The 16247-nt window shown below is 66.1% G+C and carries 15 protein-coding genes; 5 read left to right on the plus strand and 10 right to left on the minus strand.

Translation table 11 applies throughout. The features are described from left to right. Nucleotides 1-204: 204 nt before the first annotated feature. Both KSS94_RS21065 and KSS94_RS21070 read right to left on the minus strand, forming a co-directional pair. Nucleotides 205-3270 (minus strand): efflux RND transporter permease subunit, encoded by a 3066-nt coding sequence (locus tag KSS94_RS21065; RefSeq protein WP_217839990.1) that lies wholly within the window; start codon nucleotides 3268-3270, stop codon nucleotides 205-207. Nucleotides 3271-3276: 6 nt separating this feature from the next. After that, complete coding sequence (locus KSS94_RS21070) at nucleotides 3277-4371, minus strand: efflux RND transporter periplasmic adaptor subunit (protein ID WP_217839991.1); 1095 nt, start codon at nucleotides 4369-4371, stop codon at nucleotides 3277-3279. A gap of 184 nt (nucleotides 4372-4555) precedes the next feature. Here KSS94_RS21070 and KSS94_RS21075 point away from each other — a divergent pair, with 184 nt between their 5' ends. Continuing rightward, nucleotides 4556-5185 carry a TetR/AcrR family transcriptional regulator gene (locus KSS94_RS21075; RefSeq protein WP_217839992.1) on the plus strand — a complete coding sequence of 210 codons (630 nt, stop codon included), beginning with the start codon at nucleotides 4556-4558 and terminating at the stop codon, nucleotides 5183-5185. Between the two features lie 177 nt (nucleotides 5186-5362). On the opposite strand, the gene KSS94_RS21080 is transcribed toward KSS94_RS21075, so the two are convergent. Next, complete coding sequence (locus KSS94_RS21080; RefSeq protein ID WP_217839993.1) at nucleotides 5363-6145, minus strand: class I SAM-dependent methyltransferase; 783 nt, start codon at nucleotides 6143-6145, stop codon at nucleotides 5363-5365. Between the two features lie 95 nt (nucleotides 6146-6240). On the opposite strand from KSS94_RS21080, the gene KSS94_RS21085 reads away from it, so the two are divergent. After that, the gene (locus KSS94_RS21085) at nucleotides 6241-6861 is read left to right on the plus strand and encodes an energy transducer TonB (protein ID WP_217839994.1); all 621 of its coding nucleotides are present in this window, start codon (nucleotides 6241-6243) and stop codon (nucleotides 6859-6861) included. Between the two features lie 2 nt (nucleotides 6862-6863). On the opposite strand, the gene KSS94_RS21090 is transcribed toward KSS94_RS21085, so the two are convergent. The 7 genes from KSS94_RS21090 to ppc form a co-directional block, all read right to left on the minus strand. Beyond that, nucleotides 6864-7553 (minus strand): extensin-like domain-containing protein, encoded by a 690-nt coding sequence (locus KSS94_RS21090; protein ID WP_217839995.1) that lies wholly within the window; start codon nucleotides 7551-7553, stop codon nucleotides 6864-6866. 6 nt (nucleotides 7554-7559) lie between these two features. Then, nucleotides 7560-8390 (minus strand): isocitrate lyase/PEP mutase family protein, encoded by an 831-nt coding sequence (locus KSS94_RS21095; RefSeq protein WP_217839996.1) that lies wholly within the window; start codon nucleotides 8388-8390, stop codon nucleotides 7560-7562. Nucleotides 8391-8419: 29 nt separating this feature from the next. Then, nucleotides 8420-9289: a DUF72 domain-containing protein gene (locus KSS94_RS21100; protein ID WP_217839997.1), complete on the minus strand. Its 870-nt coding sequence runs from the start codon at nucleotides 9287-9289 to the stop codon at nucleotides 8420-8422. A gap of 3 nt (nucleotides 9290-9292) precedes the next feature. Further along, entirely contained in the window at nucleotides 9293-9580 is a 288-nt protein-coding gene (locus tag KSS94_RS21105) for a hypothetical protein (protein ID WP_217839998.1), read from the minus strand. A 133-nt stretch (nucleotides 9581-9713) separates the two neighbouring features. Then, nucleotides 9714-10388: a tRNA (adenosine(37)-N6)-threonylcarbamoyltransferase complex dimerization subunit type 1 TsaB gene (gene tsaB, locus KSS94_RS21110; RefSeq protein ID WP_217839999.1), complete on the minus strand. Its 675-nt coding sequence runs from the start codon at nucleotides 10386-10388 to the stop codon at nucleotides 9714-9716. A gap of 238 nt (nucleotides 10389-10626) precedes the next feature. Continuing rightward, on the minus strand, nucleotides 10627-11277 hold the full coding sequence (gene adk, locus KSS94_RS21115; protein WP_217840000.1) for an adenylate kinase: 651 nt from the start codon (nucleotides 11275-11277) through the stop codon (nucleotides 10627-10629). 258 nt (nucleotides 11278-11535) lie between these two features. Then, nucleotides 11536-14166: a phosphoenolpyruvate carboxylase gene (ppc, locus tag KSS94_RS21120; protein WP_217840001.1), complete on the minus strand. Its 2631-nt coding sequence runs from the start codon at nucleotides 14164-14166 to the stop codon at nucleotides 11536-11538. A gap of 144 nt (nucleotides 14167-14310) precedes the next feature. On the opposite strand from ppc, the gene KSS94_RS21125 reads away from it, so the two are divergent. The 3 genes from KSS94_RS21125 to lptF all read left to right on the plus strand — a co-directional run bounded on the left by KSS94_RS21125 (nucleotide 14311) and on the right by lptF (nucleotide 16173). Then, nucleotides 14311-14655, plus strand: a complete 345-nt coding sequence (locus tag KSS94_RS21125; protein ID WP_217840002.1) for a pilin assembly protein — start codon at nucleotides 14311-14313, stop codon at nucleotides 14653-14655. A 263-nt stretch (nucleotides 14656-14918) separates the two neighbouring features. Beyond that, nucleotides 14919-15332: a DUF4398 domain-containing protein gene (locus KSS94_RS21130; protein WP_217840003.1), complete on the plus strand. Its 414-nt coding sequence runs from the start codon at nucleotides 14919-14921 to the stop codon at nucleotides 15330-15332. Nucleotides 15333-15384: 52 nt separating this feature from the next. Further along, nucleotides 15385-16173, plus strand: coding sequence for a lipotoxin F family OmpA-related lipoprotein LptF (gene lptF / locus KSS94_RS21135; protein ID WP_217840004.1), 789 nt, complete (start codon nucleotides 15385-15387; stop codon nucleotides 16171-16173). The last annotated feature ends 74 nt before the right edge of the window (nucleotides 16174-16247 follow it).

Raw genomic sequence — 16247 nt, forward strand, 5'->3', positions numbered from 1 at the left:
TCATCGCCGGCAAGCCGGCTCCTACAGGTACGGCACCAGCCTTAAGCTTATGCAACCTCTGTGGGAAGCGGCCTTGTGTCGCGATGGGCTGCGCAGCAGCCCCGACGATGATGCATGATGCCGAGATCCTGGGGCCGCTGCGCGCCCCATCTCGACCGGACGGCGCCCCGGCAAGGCCGCTCAGAGATTGCGCAGGCCGATGCTTCAGTCCTTCTTTACCCTGAACCACGCCGCATACAGCGCCGGCAGGAACAACAGGGTAAGCACCGTCGCCACGATCAGCCCCCCCATGATCGCCACCGCCATCGGCCCGTAGAACACGCTGCGTGACAGCGGGATCATCGCCAGCACCGCCGCCAGGGCGGTCAGCACGATCGGCCGGAAGCGCCGTACCGTGGCCTCGATGATCGCCTCCCAACGGCCCAGCCCCGCCGCGATATCCTGCTCGATCTGGTCCACCAGAATCACCGAGTTGCGCATGATCATGCCCGCCAGGGCAATGGTGCCGAGCATTGCCACGAAACCGAACGGCTGGCGGAACACCAGCAGGAACAGCGTCACGCCGATCAAGCCCAGCGGCGCGGTGAGAAACACCATGAACATCCGCGAAAAACTGCGCAGCTGGATCATCAACAAGCTCAGCACCACCACGATGAACAGCGGCATGCCGGCGTTCACCGAACGCTGGCCACGCTCGGAGTCCTCCACCGTGCCGCCCACCTCCAGCAGGTAGCCGTCGGGCAGCTCGGCCTTGATCGGCTGCAGTGTCGGCAGAATCTGCTGGGTCAAGCTGGCCGGCTGCTCCTTGCCGTAGATATCGGCGCGCACGGTCACCGTCGGCAGGCGGTTGCGGTGCCAGATCACGCCCTCTTCAAAGCCGTATTCCAGGGTTGCCACCTGGCTCAGGGCCACGCTCTGGCCGTTGTCGGTAGGGATCGCCAGGCTGCCCAGGTTACCCAGCTCGCGGCGCTCTTCGGCGGTGCCACGCAGCAGGATCTCGATCAGCTCGTTGTCCTCGCGGTACTGGCTGACATTGCTGCCGGTGAGCGAGCTCTGCAGGAAGCTCGACAGGTGCGCGGTGCTCACCCCCAATGCCCGGGCGCGGTCCTGGTCGATGTTCAGGTACACCGCCTTGCTGGGTTCTTCCCAATCCAGGTGCACATTGACCACATGGGGGTTCTCGCGCACCTTGGCCGCCACCTCGCGGGCCAGGGCGCGGACCTTCTCGATGTGCTCGCCGGTAACCCTGAACTGCACCGGGTAACCCACCGGCGGCCCGTTCTCCAGGCGCGTGACCCGTGCCCGCAGGTCGGGGAACTGCTCGTCCAGGGTTGCGATCAGCCAACTGCGCAGGCGCTCGCGCTCCTCCAACGACTTGGCCAGCACCACGAACTGGGCGAAGCTCGCCGCCGGCAGCTGCTGGTCCAGCGGCAGGTAGAAGCGCGGCGAGCCGGTGCCCACGTAGGCCACGTAGTTGTCGATGCCGTCCTGCTGCTTGAGCAGCGCTTCGAGCTGGCGCACTCGCTCGGCGGTGTTGTTCAGCGAGGCACCTTCAGCGAGCTTGAGATCGACCATCAGCTCAGGGCGCCCAGAGGCCGGGAAGAACTGCTGCGGCACGAAGCGGAACAGCAGGATGCTGCCGACGAATGCCGCGATGGTCAGCAGAATCACTGTCTTGCGTCGCCGCACACACCAGGCCACCACCCGCCGCACACGCTGATAGAACGGCGTGGCGTATGGGTCGGGGGCATTGCCGTCTGTGCCATGGCGGGCTGCGTGCAGCTTGGCCAGGTCCGGCAGCAGGCGCTCGCCGAGGTACGGCACGAACACCACCGCCGCCACCCATGAGGTCAACAAGGCGATGGTCACCACCTGGAAGATCGAGCGGGTGTACTCACCGGTGCTCGACGCTGCCGTGGCGATGGGCAAAAAGCCCGCAGCGGTGATCAAGGTGCCGGTGAGCATCGGGAACGCCGTGCTCGACCAGGCGTAGCTGGCCGCCTTGAGCCGGTCGTAGCCCTGCTCCATCTTGATCGCCATCATCTCCACCGCGATGATCGCATCGTCCACCAAGAGCCCCAGCGCCAGCACCAGGGCGCCGAGAGAGATCTTGTGCAGGCCAATGCCGAAGTAGTGCATCAGCGCGAAGGTCATGGCCAGCACCAGCGGGATCGCCAGGGCCACCACCAGACCGGTGCGCACCCCCAAGGAGAAGAAGCTCACCAGCAGCACGATGGCCAGGGCCTCTACCAGCACCTGGACGAACTCGCCAACCCCGGCCTTCACCGCCGCCGGCTGGTCGGACACCTTGCGCAGCTCCATACCGGCCGGCAGCCCTTGGGCCAGGCGGGCGAACTCACCTTCCAGGGCCTTGCCCAGCACCAGGATGTCGCCGCCGTCCTTCATCGACACTGCAAGGCCGATGGCGTCCTCGCCCATGAAGCGCATGCGCGGCGCGGGCGGGTCGTTGAAACCGCGCTGCACCTCGGCCACATCGCCAATGCGCAAGGTGCGGTCACCCACGCGAATGGGGAACTGGCGAATCTGCTCAACCGTGTCGAAACGCCCACTCACTCGCACCTGCAAGCGCTCGCTGGGGGTTTCGAAAAAGCCTGCGGTGCTCACCGCGTTCTGCTCACGCAGGGCCTGCTGCACAGCGGCCATGGGCACACCAAAGGTGGCAAGCTTGGTGTTGGACAGCTCGATCCAGATTTTTTCGTCCTGCAAACCGACCAGCTCGACCTTGCCCACATCCTTGACCCGCTGCAGCTGGATCTGGATACGGTCGGCGTAGTCCTTGAGCACCGCGTAGTCAAAGCCAGGGCCGGTCAGCGCGTAGATGTTGCCGAAGGTGGTGCCGAACTCGTCGTTGAAGAACGGCCCCTGCACCTCCGGCGGCAGGGTGCGCTGAATGTCCGCGACCTTCTTGCGGATCTGGTACCACAGCTCGGGGATATCCTTGGAGTGCAGCGAATCGCGGGCCATGAAGGTAACCTGGGACTCGCCGGGCCGGGAGAACGAAACGATCTTCTCGTACTCGCCGGTTTCCATGAGCTTCTTCTCGATGCGCTCGGTAACCTGGCGCGACACCTCCTCGGCGCTCGCCCCCGGCCACAGGGTACGGATGACCATGGCCTTGAAGGTGAACGGCGGGTCTTCGCTCTGGCCCAGCTTTGTGTAGGACATGGCGCCAATGGCGGCCAGCAGGATCATCAAGAACAGCACGATCTGGCGGTTGCGCAGCGCCCAGGCGGAAAGGTTGAAACCCATGCTGACTTACTCCTTGGCCGCCAGGTCCACATCACGGTTGCTGCGGTCCACCGGGCGCACCTGCTGGCCTTCGCGCAGCACATGGCCCCCGGCGGCGACCACCCAGTCGCTGGCGCTCAGGCCCTCGAGCACCGGCACAGTGTCGGCGCCATAGGGGCCCAGGCGCACGGCAGCGCGCTCCAGGCGGTTATCCTTGCCAACCCGCCACACGTAGGTTTGCCCGCCCTCGGCGCTGACCGCCGACAGCGGCACCGCCAGCGGCGCATGCTCGGCATGGGCGATGAATACCCGGGCGCTCTGGCCCAGTTCGGCCGGTGCCTTGCCAGTGAAGGCAATGCGCGCGGCGAAGGTGCGCGAACGGGGGTCTGCGGCTGGCGACAGCTCGCGGATACGTGCCTCGAAGCGTTCACTCGGGTGCGACCACAGCTCGACGCTGACCGGCTGGCCCACGGCAAAGCGGGCGAATTGCTGCTCTGGCAGGCCGATGGCCACCTCGCGCTCGCCGTCGGCGGCCAGGGTGAACACGGTCTGCCCGGCCGCCACCACTTGGCCGGTTTCCACCTGGCGCTTGGCGATCACTCCGGCCTGGGGTGCGCGCAGCACGGCGTAATCGGCCTGGTTGCCGGCCACCTCGAACTCGGCCCTGGCCTGCTTGAGGCGGGCCTGGCCTGCGCGGAACAGGTTTTCGGCGTTGTCGAACTGCGAGTGGCTGACCATCTGCCGGTCGAGCAGCTTCTGGTAGCGGTCGCGCTCGGCGCGCACCAGCGCAAGATTCGCCTCGGCGGCGGCCAATTGGGCGCGGTTGGCCTCCAGTTGCAGGCGCACATCCTGCGGGTCGAGCTCGGCCAACGGCTGCTCGGCCTTGACCCGCTGGCCCTCCTCCACCAGGCGCTTGCTCACCTTGCCGTTGATGCGAAACGCAAGTTCAGGCTCGAAACGCGCCCGCACTTCGCCGGGGTAGCTGTCGGCCGAAGCACCCGCCGGCTGGGGCTGGACCACCAGCGCCGGGCGCGGCGCAGCAGGCGGCGCGGCCTCCTGGCCGCAGGCGGTAAGCAGCACGAGGGCAGCGGGCAAGGTGAACGACAGCGCACGACGCAACATGATGGAAGACCTTCGGCAGAGGACGCAGCGAATATTTATACTGGCGAGTATACTAAGTCAGCCGAACGATACCGGGAAGCGCTTCGCTGGAGAAAATTCATGATCGCATTGCGACGTGTGCCAGCCCCCGGCTGCGCCGCAACCCGGTAAACTGCCCCCCTTTTCACAGGCACAACGGTTCCCCATGTCCAACGACGCACCCATCGGCCCAGGCCGGCCCAAGGACCTGGCCAAGCGCGAGGCCATCCTCGAGGCCGCCAAGTCGCTGTTCCTCAGCCTTGGCTATGCCAACACCAGCATGGATGCGGTCGCTGCGGCGGCAGGTGTTTCGAAACTCACCGTGTACAGCCACTTCACCGACAAGCAGACGCTGTTCGGCGCCGCGGTCATGGCTACCTGCCAGATGCAGTTGCCGGACCTGATTTTCGAATACCCCGAAGGGGTGCCGGTGCACGAGGTACTGCTGAACATCGCCCGCGGCTTCCAGGCGCTGATCAGCAGTGACGAGGCGGTCAAGCTCAGCCGCCTGATCATGGCCCTGGGCAGCCAGGACCCAAGTTTCGGCCAGTACTTCTACGAAGCCGGGCCCAAGCGGGTGCTGGCGGGGATGGAGGCGCTGCTGCGCCAGATCGACGAACAGGGCATGCTGCGGATTGCAAATCCGCTACATGCCGCCGAGCACTTCTTCTGCCTGGTCAAGGGCGCGCCGGACTATCGCTTGCTGCTGGGCTTCGCCGGGCCACTGCAGGGCGATGAGGCCGAGGCCCATGTGCAGGAAGTGGTGGGCGTGTTCATGCGGGCGTTTCAGCCGTAAGCATCGCAAAAGCCCAGGCAAACGCTGCACCTGTAGGAGCCGGCTTGCCGGCGATCACCGGCGCAGCCGGTGCCGGGCACCGCATCGCTTGCTGTTTTGTGATTCCTGTACCGGCCTTATCGCCGGCAAGCCAGCTGCTACAGCTACAGCGCAGGGCTTAACCTCGCGACAGCGCCATCAGGCTTTCATGGCCTTCTTCGGGTAGATGTCATACCGGCTCGACTTGCCTTCCAGGCTATGGCTCGGCTTGGGGCCGTCGATGATCGGCGCCTTGCGCGGGCGCTTGACCACCACCCGGTGGCTGGCCAGGGCCAGCGCGGCTTCGAGCAGTGCCGGAGCATCCAGGTCATCGCCCACCAGCGGCCGAAACACGCGCATCTCCTTTTTCACCAACGCGCTCTTGTCGCGGTGCGGGAACATCGGGTCGAGGTAGATCACCTGCGGCGCCTCGCCCTCCCAGGCACGCATGCGCTCGATGGCGTTGCCGGTCAACAGGCGCATACGCCCGACAATCGGCCCCACCTCTTCATCCGCCCGGGCCCGCGCCAGGCCGTCTTCGAGCAGCGCGGCAATCAACGGCTGGCGCTCGATCAGGGTCATCTGGCAGCCAAGGCTGGCCAGCACGAACGCATCCTTGCCCAGCCCCGCCGTGGCATCCAGCACCTGCGGCCGCACGCCCTGGGCGATGCCCACCGCCTTGGCGATCATCTGCCCGTTGCCACCGCCGAACTGGCGCCGGTGCGCCGCCTGGCCCTCGACGAAGTCGACCCGCACCGGCCCTGGCGCCTGCGGGCCAAGTTGCTGGATCTGCAAGCCGTCGGTGCCGAACTGCACGGCAAATTCGGCCATTTCGTCAACCAGCGGCAAGCCCAGGCGTTCAGCCCAGGCCTGTGCCTGCTGCTCGAATTGCGCGCCCAGCGCCTCGACCCTGATACCTGCGCCCTGCCCTTGCTCTGCCATCGGTTACCGCACTCGAAAAAATTAATGAAAGCCCGGCCACGGCCGATACAGCGAATATCCCGCTATTCTGCCAGAGCACAACGCGCGCGACTGCCATGTCAGACAATCTTCCCCTTGGCTTGACCTACCTGTCGCCTGTCGGCAACTACGGTCGACAGAATACCCAGGCACTGGGTGGCGTCAGCCACCTGTGGCAGGATTTCTTCGCCCGCGCCATGGCCGAACAGCAGGAACCCGAGGTCGACAGCGTCAGCCAGGCACTGGTGCAGTACGACCAGCAAAGCGGTGAGCCGATCGGTGGCGCCAAGGCCCTGGCCCTGATCGAGACCCAGCGCGCCCTGCCGGTGCAGGACACCATCGTCGCCCCGCCCGAGCCGCTGTTCCTGCCCAAGGCCGAGCTTGAAGCCAAGCTGCTGCCCCCCGCCCCCGAGCCGTTCAGCGCCCTCGAACTGATCGAACAGCAGCGCCAGCTCGACATCAGCAACAGCTGGCTGCGCCCGGTGGTGATGAGCCAGGGCCACCCTGCTGACGAGCCCGGCCCGGCGCCGGCCACTCGCCCGCTGTTCCTGCCGATCGCCGAACTTGAGCGCAACCTGCTCGACCCGGCCCCCGAGCCGTTCGACGAAGCCACCCTGGCCAAGCAGCAGAACGACCTGGAATTCGACACCCACTGGGCGCGGCCGGTGGTGCTGAACAACGTGCGCGTGCACGCGTAAGTTCAGCGGCAGACCTGCCAGAACCCCATATCGAAGTGAAAATGGTTGTGATGGGCCGTGTTGTAGTCCGGCCCCAAAACCGTGCTGAAACTGTCGCAGGCGCCATCACGTACCTCACGTAAAAAGCGCGCCTTGTCGCCCTCCCCCTGCCAGTCGCGCGCCAGCACGATGCGCTGGCCATCCTTCAGGCGAAAACCGCTGATGTCCAGGGCATTGGCCGTAGCGTGCTGGCTCAGGCGCCCCTGCTTGCGGTGGTAGACGTTGCGGCAGGCAAAGCTGCCCAAGTGATCGACCTGCGCCACCGGCTGGCCGAACACCTGTTGCGCCGCTGGCTGCAAGGCATGCACCTCGAACAGCGCATAGGCCACCGCCAGCGGGCAGCTGGCGAGGAAACTGCTGCTCAGCCGTGCCTGGCCGCCCTCGATGCGCCATACGTTGTGCAACGGGCAATCGGCACTGGCCGGGCTGTCGGCTTGCTGGCGCACGCGCAGGGCCGAGGTCTGCAAGGCCTGGCGGCACAGCTCAGGGTCATCACGCAGACGCGACAGCTTCCAGGGGGTGAGCAGGTTCGGCGGCTGGCGCACATCCAGCACCGCCCAAGGGTTCCAGGCATCCGGCAGGCGCCAGCCCTGTTGCCAGGCCAGCCCCGCCAAAGCCAGCAGGCCGGCCAGCAGCGGCAAAGCTATGCGCATGCAGCCTCAGCGGCGGAACAGGTCATTGAGACGGGCAAACGGCATGGCCTGCTCACCGTAGCCGAACGTGCCCTGGTCGCGGATCTCCAGCGCCGCACGCTCGAAGGCGCCCAACGCGGCGCGGGCCAGGGAAGACCCTACACTGATGCGTTTCACGCCCAGGTCCTGCAGCTGGTTCACGCTCAGCGGCACGCCGGCCAGGCCCATCAGCACGTTGACAGGCTTGGGCGCTACCGCCTGCACCACCGCGCGAATTTCATCGACGCTGCGCAGCCCCGGGGCGTACAGCACATCGGCGCCCGCCTCGGCGTAGGCTTGCAGGCGCAGGATGGTGTCATCCAGGTCCAGCCGGCCGTGCAGCAGGTTTTCTGCACGGGCGCACAGAATGAAGGGGAATGGCAGGCTGCGCGCCGCCTGCACCGCCGCGCGCACCCGTGCCACCGACAGCTCGAAATCGTAGATCGGCGCGTCGCTGCGCCCGCTGGCGTCCTCGATCGACCCGCCCACCAGCCCCGCCTCGGCGGCGCGCAGGATGGTCTGGGCGCAGTCTTCGGGCAGGTCGCCAAAGCCGTTTTCAAGGTCCGCCGCCACTGGCAGCGGCGTGGCATCGACAATGATGCCGGCGTTATCCAGCGTTTCGTCCAGGCTCAGCGCACCTTCGGCATCGGGCCGCCCCAAGCTGAAGGCCAGCCCCGCGCTGGTGGTGGCCAGGGCTTCGAAGCCAAGCCCGGCCAGCAACTTGGCAGAACCTGCATCCCAGGGGTTGGGGATGACGAACGCGCCATCGCGCTCGTGCAGCGCCTTGAAGGCTTCGGCTCGCAGGGTTTGCACATCCATGGTTCAACCTCCGGCAGGGGTGTGAGTGGTCAGAGTAGGCCCAGTTGTTCGACCTCGGGCGCCCGTGGCAATTCCACCAGCGGCGCCAGCCCAGGCAGGCGCGCCATCAGCCGGTGGTGAAAACGCTGGGCCAGCGCTGCAGCCAGGCGGTTATCGCTGGTGTGCAGGAATACATAGGGGCTGCGACCTTCCTCGATCCAGGCCCCGACCTTCTCCACCCACGGGGTGAGAAAGCTTTCATTGGCCTCAAGCTCGGGGTGGCCAATGAATCGCACCTGCGGGTGCTGGCTGAACGCGCACGGGCGCGGCGGCACCTTGGGCTTCTTGGCCTGGGCGTGAAGTACGCCGGGCTCGCGCGAGGTGCAACTGAATAGGGCCCGCGGGTCCAGGCAGATGCGTTCGACCCCGCGCTCGTGCAGCAGGCGGTTGAGCTGGCGTTCCTCTTCGCCCTTGGCGAAGAAGGCCTCGTTGCGCACCTCCACGGCCACCGGCACGCCGATCTCGTCAATGAAGCAGGCAAGCTCTCCCAGCCGTGCCGGCCCGAACTGCGCCGGCAGTTGCAGCCAGTACGGCGCCACGCGCTCGCCCAGTGGCGCCATCAGCCGGGTGAAGTCCAGGGCCGAGTCCAACTGTGCGCGCAGGTCGTCGACGTGGCTGACGTCACCGGGGAACTTGGCAGTAAAGCGAAAGCCCGGCGGCATGATGCGCGCCCAGCGTTCTACCGTGGCGGGCGCGGGGCGGGCGTAGAACGTGGTATTGCCCTCGACGGCATTGAACACCTGGCTGTACAGCCCAAGCATGTCACCCGTGCGCGCGTCGGCGGGGTAAAGGTACTCTCGCCAGGCGTTTTCGCTCCAGGACGGGCAACCGAGAAAATAAGGCAGGGGGGACGGAATCATCCGTCAAATGTACAGGTCCAGCCCCAGTACTTCCATGTCCCAGTCGGTAAAGCCTGCGGTGGTCAGGTAGCTGGCCAGGGCGGTGGAGGTGCGCCGGTCACGGCCGCGGGGGAAGATCATGTCCTGCTGGCGGGCCGGCAGGTCGCTTTTGCGGCGGTTGGTGCGGTTGAACTGCGCGTCGGCTTCGTCGACGACTTCAGCTTCCTCTCCCACAGCTTCGTCCCGCACGTTCGCCTTGCGTGGCGTGCGCTTGATGGGGTAGCTGGATGAGGAGAAGCCGTCGATACGCATGGCAGGGGCACTCAGGATCAATGATGGCAATTTAGCAGCATCAGAGTTCCATCGCTAATGCCCGAACGATAACTGGACCACAGTTCACACAAAAGGTTTATCTCGAACGGCAATAGCCGACGAACTGCTGCCTTCAGCGCGCCTTGGGTGTAGCCACATTATCGCGCAGGTAGACCGGTTGCGCTTGTTCGGCGACGACCGCCTCGCCACGGGCCCAGGCAAAGCGCGCCAGGCTGAGGATGTCCTGGGCGTCGGGCAAGGCGCTCGGGTCGCTGCTGGCCAGTTTCACCGCCAGGCGCTCGGCCAGGCCCCAGCCGGTGCCGGCACCGTACCAGTCGCCGCCCAGGCCGTCCGGCAGGGTCACCCGCTCCGGTGCAATGACTGCCTCCTGGCCGACCAGGCGCATCTCGCCCTGCTCGGCGCGATAGCAACCCCAGTACACCTCGTCCATCCGTGCATCGATGGCCGCAGCCACCTGCTGCACGCCATGGCGACGCAGGGCACCCTGAGCCAGGGCCGCCAGGTTGGAGGTGGGCAGTACCGGGCGCTCGAGGGCGAAGGCCAGGCCCTGGACCACACCGATCGCAATGCGCACGCCGGTGAAGGCGCCCGGGCCACGGCCGAAGGCGATGGCATCCAGCGCGCTCAGGGCCACGCCGGAGTCGGCCAGCAGCTGCTTGATCATCGGCAGCAGCTTCTGCGCGTGCATGCGCGGGATCACCTCGTAGTGGCTGGTCACCTTGCCGTCATGCAGCAGGGCGACGGAACAGGCTTCGGTGGCGGTATCCAGGGCCAGCAGGGTGGTCATCGAACGGGTATCCAGGGGCAAAAGAGCGGGCAAGTATAGAGCAGCGGGCCCTGAGTGGGGAGCGCCCATTGTGGGAGGCTGACTTGCCTACCCTCCGAAAACCGGCACTGTACCTCTGTAGGAGCGCGCCAGCTTTCAGAAATTGAGCACCGTTGCTCCCAGACAGGTCTTTGCCAATACGCTCAGCCAGAAACAACAACGGCCCGCAAGCGGGCCGTCGTGGTGCAAGGGGCGTGGATCAGCTCAGGGCTGCCAGCACCTTGGCGGTGATCGACTCGACCGAACCGACACCTTCGATGTGGCTGTACTTCGGCTTGCCGGCGTTGGCGGCCGAGAGCTTCTGGTAGAAGTCCACCAGCGGCTTGGTCTGGCTGTGGTAGACCGACAGGCGGTGGCGCACGGTCTCTTCCTTGTCGTCGTCGCGCTGGATCAGCTCTTCACCGGTGACATCATCCTTGCCTTCAACCTTTGGCGGGTTGTACTGGATGTGGTAGGTGCGGCCCGAAGCCAGGTGCACGCGGCGGCCAGCCATGCGGCCGACGATCTCTTCGTCGTCCACGGCGATTTCAACCACGGCGTCGATGTCGACACCGGCGGCGACCATGGCTTCAGCTTGCGGAATGGTACGCGGGAAACCGTCGAACAGGCAGCCATTGGCGCAGTCTGGCTGGGCGATGCGCTCCTTCACCAGGCTGATGATCAGGTCGTCGGAGACCAGCTGGCCGGCGTCCATGACTTTTTTCAGTTCCAGGCCCAGCGGGGTGCCGGCCTTGACGGCGGCACGCAGCATGTCACCGGTGGAGATCTGTGGAATACCGAACTTCTCGGTGATGAACTTAGCCTGAGTACCTTTACCGGCCCCGGGAGCTCCCAGCAGAATTACGCGCATCTTGTGCTCCTCATATTTTTTTATGCAAATCAACGGATTCGGCGCACAAGGCCAACTCCGGAAAATCGGACGAGACCGTCAAATCGGTCAGAAGGCTGCTCAAGATACACAGCACCCGCCCCCCCGACAAGCGTCCCAAAGTGGCAACAAAGGGTCCGGCGCAGCCTGTCCGGGTGGCGGTTGCGCCCGTCGCAACCAGGCGCCCTGCCCCTGCCCGGGCGCCATGGGCACACCGGCCAGGTACAGGGGGCAAGGCCTTCAGCCGGTGTTGCGCAGGCCCGCCGCGATGCCTGCCACAGTCACCAGCAAGGCCTGCTCCAACGGGCTGTCCAGAGCGGCTTCGCGGCTGCGCGAACGGGCCAGCAGTTCGGCCTGCAGGCGGTGCAGCGGGTCCAGGTAGGTGTTGCGCAGGCGGATGAATTCCAGGGTCTCGGGGCTGTGCGCCAGTAGCACCGGCTGCCCGGTCAGGCCCAGCACCACCTGGCATGACTGCGACAATAGGTCGCGCAGCTGCGCACCCAATGGCAGCAGCGGCGGTTGCACTAGACGTTGGTCGTAGGCCCCGGCGATTTGCGCATCGGCCTTGGCCAGCACCATCTCGAGCATGTCGATGCGGGTGCGGAAAAACGGCCACTGCTCGCGCATCTGCGCCAGCAACTGGCCCTGCCCGCGCGCCAGCGCGTTGTTCAGCGCCGTCTCCCAGCCCAGCCAGGCCGGCAGCATCAGGCGCGTCTGGGTCCAGCCGAAGATCCACGGGATCGCCCGCAGGCTTTCGATACCGCCGGCGCGGCGCTTGGCCGGGCGGCTGCCCAGGGGCAGGCGGCCGAGCTCCTGCTCGGGGGTGGACTGGCGGAAGTACTCGACGAAATCCGGGTTTTCGCGCACTACGTCGCGGTAGGCCTTGACCCCGTCGGCGGCCAACTGGTCCATCACTTCGCGCCAGGCCGGCTCCGGCGGCGGTGGCGGCAGCATGGTAGCCTCCAGCACGGCGGCCAGGTACAGGTTGAGGTTCTGCTCGGCGATGCCCGGCAGGCCGAACTTGAAGCGGATCATCTCACCCTGCTCGGTGGTGCGGAAACGCCCCGCCACCGAACCGGGCGGCTGCGACAAAATCGCCGCATGGGCCGGGCCGCCGCCACGGCCAACGGTGCCGCCACGGCCATGGAACAGCAGCAGCTCGACCTGGTGCTCGCGGCAGATGCGTACCAGGTTTTCCTGGGCGCGGTACTGAGCCCAGGCGGCGGCAGTGGTGCCGGCGTCCTTGGCCGAGTCGGAGTAGCCGATCATCACCTCTTGCGGGCCGTGCAGGCCGGCGCGATAGCCCGGCAAACCGAGCAGGCGCTCCATCACCGGGCCTGCGTTGTCCAGGTCGGCGAGGGTTTCGAACAGCGGTACCACGCGCATCGGCCGGGTCAGCCCGGCCTCTTTGAGCAGCAGTTGCACCGCCAGCACGTCCGAGGCGGCGCCAGCCATGGAAATCACATACGAGCCCAGCGAAGCCGCCGGGGCGGCAGCGATTTCACGGCAGGTGGCGAGCACCTCGGCGGTGTCGGCCTGGGGCTTGAAATGCCCGGGCAGCAATGGCCGGCGGTTTTTCAGCTCGGCCTGCAGGAAGGTGATGCGACGTTCTTCATCCCAGTCGGCGTAGCGCCCCAGGCCCAGGTAGTCGGTGATCTCCGACAAGGCATCGCGGTGGCGGGCGGAATCCTGGCGCACGTCCAGGCGCACCAGAAACAGGCCAAAGGTTACCGCGCGGCGCAGGCAGTCGAGCAACGGGCCGTCGGCGATCACGCCCATGCCGCATTCATGCAGCGACTGGTAGCACAGCTCCAGGGGTGCGATCAGTTCGCGGTTGTCCACCAGCACCGCAGCGCTGGCCGGCTGAGGCGCTGCCAGCGAGGCATGGGCCCAGGCGCGGGTGGCGCGCAGGCGGTCGCGCAGTTGCTTGAGCAGCGCGCGATAGGGCTCGGCGCTGTCGTCGCCTACCTGCTCGCGCAGCGCTGCGCTGGCGGCCTGCATCGACAGCTCGGCGGCCAGGTAGTCGATATCGCGCAGGAACAGGTCGGCCGCCATCCAGCGCGCCAGCAGCAATACCTCGCGGGTTACCGCGGCGGTGACATTGGGGTTGCCGTCACGGTCGCCGCCCATCCACGAAGCAAAACGTACCGGCGCGGCTTCCAGCGGCAGACGCAGGCCGGTGGCATCGAACAGCGCCGCGTCGACCTTGCGCAGGTGGCTGGGGATGGCCTGCCACAGTGAATGCTCGATCACCGCAAAGCCCCACTTGGCTTCGTCCACCGGGGTGGGCCGGGTGCGGCGGATCTCCTCGGTGTGCCAGGCCTCGGCGATCAGCCGGCGCAGCCGCTCGCGCACCTGCTGGCGCTCGGCGGGCAGCAGGTCGCGGTGGTCCTGCGCGGCCAACTGCGCGGCGATGGCGTCGTACTTCTGGATCAGCGTGCGGCGCGCCACTTCGGTGGGGTGGGCGGTGAGCACCAGCTGAATGTCCAACCGCGCCAGCTGGCGGGCCAGGCTGTCGTTGCCATGGCCAGCCGCCTTGAGACGCGCCAGCAGTTCAGGCAGCGCGCGGTCTTCGAACGGCTCGGGCTGGCCGGCATCGCGGCGGCGGATCAGCTGGTACTGCTCGGCGATGTTGGCCAGGTTCAAGAACTGGTTGAAGGCGCGCGCCACCGGCAGCAGGTCTTCTTCTGCCAGGTCGTCCAGGGTCGAGCTCAATTGCTCGCCCTCGCCGAGGCGGTCCGCCTTGGCGCTGTGGCGGATCGCCTCGATCTTGTCGAGGAACGCATCGCCATGCTGCTGGCGGATGGTTTCGCCCAGCAACTCCCCCAAAAGGTGCACATCCTCACGCAAGCGCAAATCGATATCGCTCATCGGGCCTCTCCAGTCCAGGAAACAGCAGGCCCCAAGAGTGCCCACTCACGCCTGCGCCTGGCAAGCCGGGCGCGGCCAAAGCAACTAAAGTCAATACAGGTCATCCGAAGCAATGCCCCCTCCAAGGCTTTGACAGAGGTCATCATGAAAATCCGCGAACTCGCCCAACACTGGGAACAGAATGCCGCCGGCCGCCTGAGCCCCACCGGCCACCAACTGCACCTGGACATGGAAGCCGAAGCGCGCCTGGCGGCGCTGGTGGACATGTACCCCAAGCGCAGCGCCGAGGAACTGCTGGGTGAACTGGTGGCCGCCGCGCTCGAGGAGCTGGAAGCCAGCTTCCCCTACATCAAGGGCCAGCAGGTGATCGCCACCGACGAAGAGGGCGACCCGCTGTACGAAGATATCGGCCCTACCCCGCGCTTTCTGGCGCTCTCGCGCCAGCACCTGCACGCCTCCAGCAGCGCCCGCGACGACGAGCGCCACTGACCCGCCGATGGCCTGCGGGCCTTGCCGCACAAGGCCCGCAATACCTCCCTGCACGCGCAAAGTTCCCGGCTTTTGGCGCTGACCAATTGGTCAGCAAAAAAAGTGTTTAGCGTGCGAATTTTTCTGAACTATCGGAAAAACGCCTCGGTCACAGCCAATAGCCATCACGGCAAAACCCTGCAAACACGGGCGTTGCAGCGCCCTTACGCCCAGGGAAACAGCGATGGGCCGGTTGCGGACATCGTCGTTAACAGGAGTGACCAATGGAGTTGACCACCATGAAGACCCGCATCGTTAAACCCGCCTCCCCCCACCTGCGCGGGCTCAAGCTGGCCGCACTGGCCCTGGGCAGCAGCCTGCTGCTGGCCGGTTGCGCCGGCAAGCCGCCCACCGAGCAGTACGCCGTCACCCAATCGGCGGTCAATTCGGCGGTCAGCGCTGGCGGCACCGAGTTTGCCGCAGTGGAAATGAAAGCGGCCCAAGACAAGTTCAAGCAGGCTGAAATCGCCATGCACGACAAGCAGTATGACGAGGCCCGGATGCTGGCCGAACAGGCCGAATGGGACGCCCGCGTAGCCGAACGCAAGGCCCAGGCCGCCAAGGCCCAGAAAGCCCTCCAGGACAGCCGCGAAGGCGTCCAGGACGTCCGTGAGGAAGGCTTGCGCAGCGCCGAGTGAGCCTGCCCACGCCCCTTGAGCCTTCGTCGATAGCAATCAAAGGATGAACACTATGCGCAACTACGTCATGATCCCCGCCCTTCTGGCCCTGAGCGTAGGCCTGGCGGCCTGCTCCCACGACCCGAACGCCAACCTGGAATCGGCCCGCACCAACTTCTCGGCGTTGCAGAGCGACCCGCAGTCGAGCAAGGTGGCCGCCCTTGAGACCAAGGACGCCCAGGACTGGCTGAACAAGGCCGACAAGGCCTACATGGAGCGTGAAGACGACAAGAAGGTCGACCAGTTGGCCTACCTCACCAACCAGCGTGTTGAAGTGGCCAAGCAGACCATCGCCCTGCGTACTGCCGAGGCCGAGCTGAAAAATTCTGCCGCGCAACGCGCCCAGGCCAAGCTGGACGCCCGCGACGCGCAGATCAAGAAGCTGCAGGACAGCCTCAACGCCAAGCAGACCGACCGTGGCACCCTGGTGACCTTTGGCGATGTGCTGTTCGACTTCAACAAGGCCGAGCTTAAAAGCAGCGCCTACCCCAACGTCACCAAGCTGGCGCAGTTCCTTCAGGAAAACCCTGAGCGCAAGGTGATCGTCGAGGGCTACACCGACAGCGTCGGTTCGGCCAACTACAACCAGACCCTGTCCGAGCGCCGCGCCGGTGCCGTGCGCATGGCGCTGGTACGTGCCGGCGTCGACCCTGCGCGCATCGTCGCCCAGGGTTACGGCAAGGAGTACCCGGTGGCTGACAACTCCAGCAACTCGGGGCGTGCGCAGAACCGTCGGGTGGAAGTGACCATCTCCAACGACAACCAGCCGGTGGCGCCGCGTTCGGTGAGCCAGGTGCAGTAAGGGCTTCAGGCCTGAATGGAAAAACCCGCCTTGATGGCGGGTTTTTTCTTGGCTGGCCTTTCGTCAAAAGCATC

The sequence above is a fragment of the Pseudomonas fakonensis genome (assembly GCF_019139895.1).
Classification (GTDB): Bacteria; Pseudomonadota; Gammaproteobacteria; order Pseudomonadales; family Pseudomonadaceae; genus Aquipseudomonas; species Aquipseudomonas fakonensis.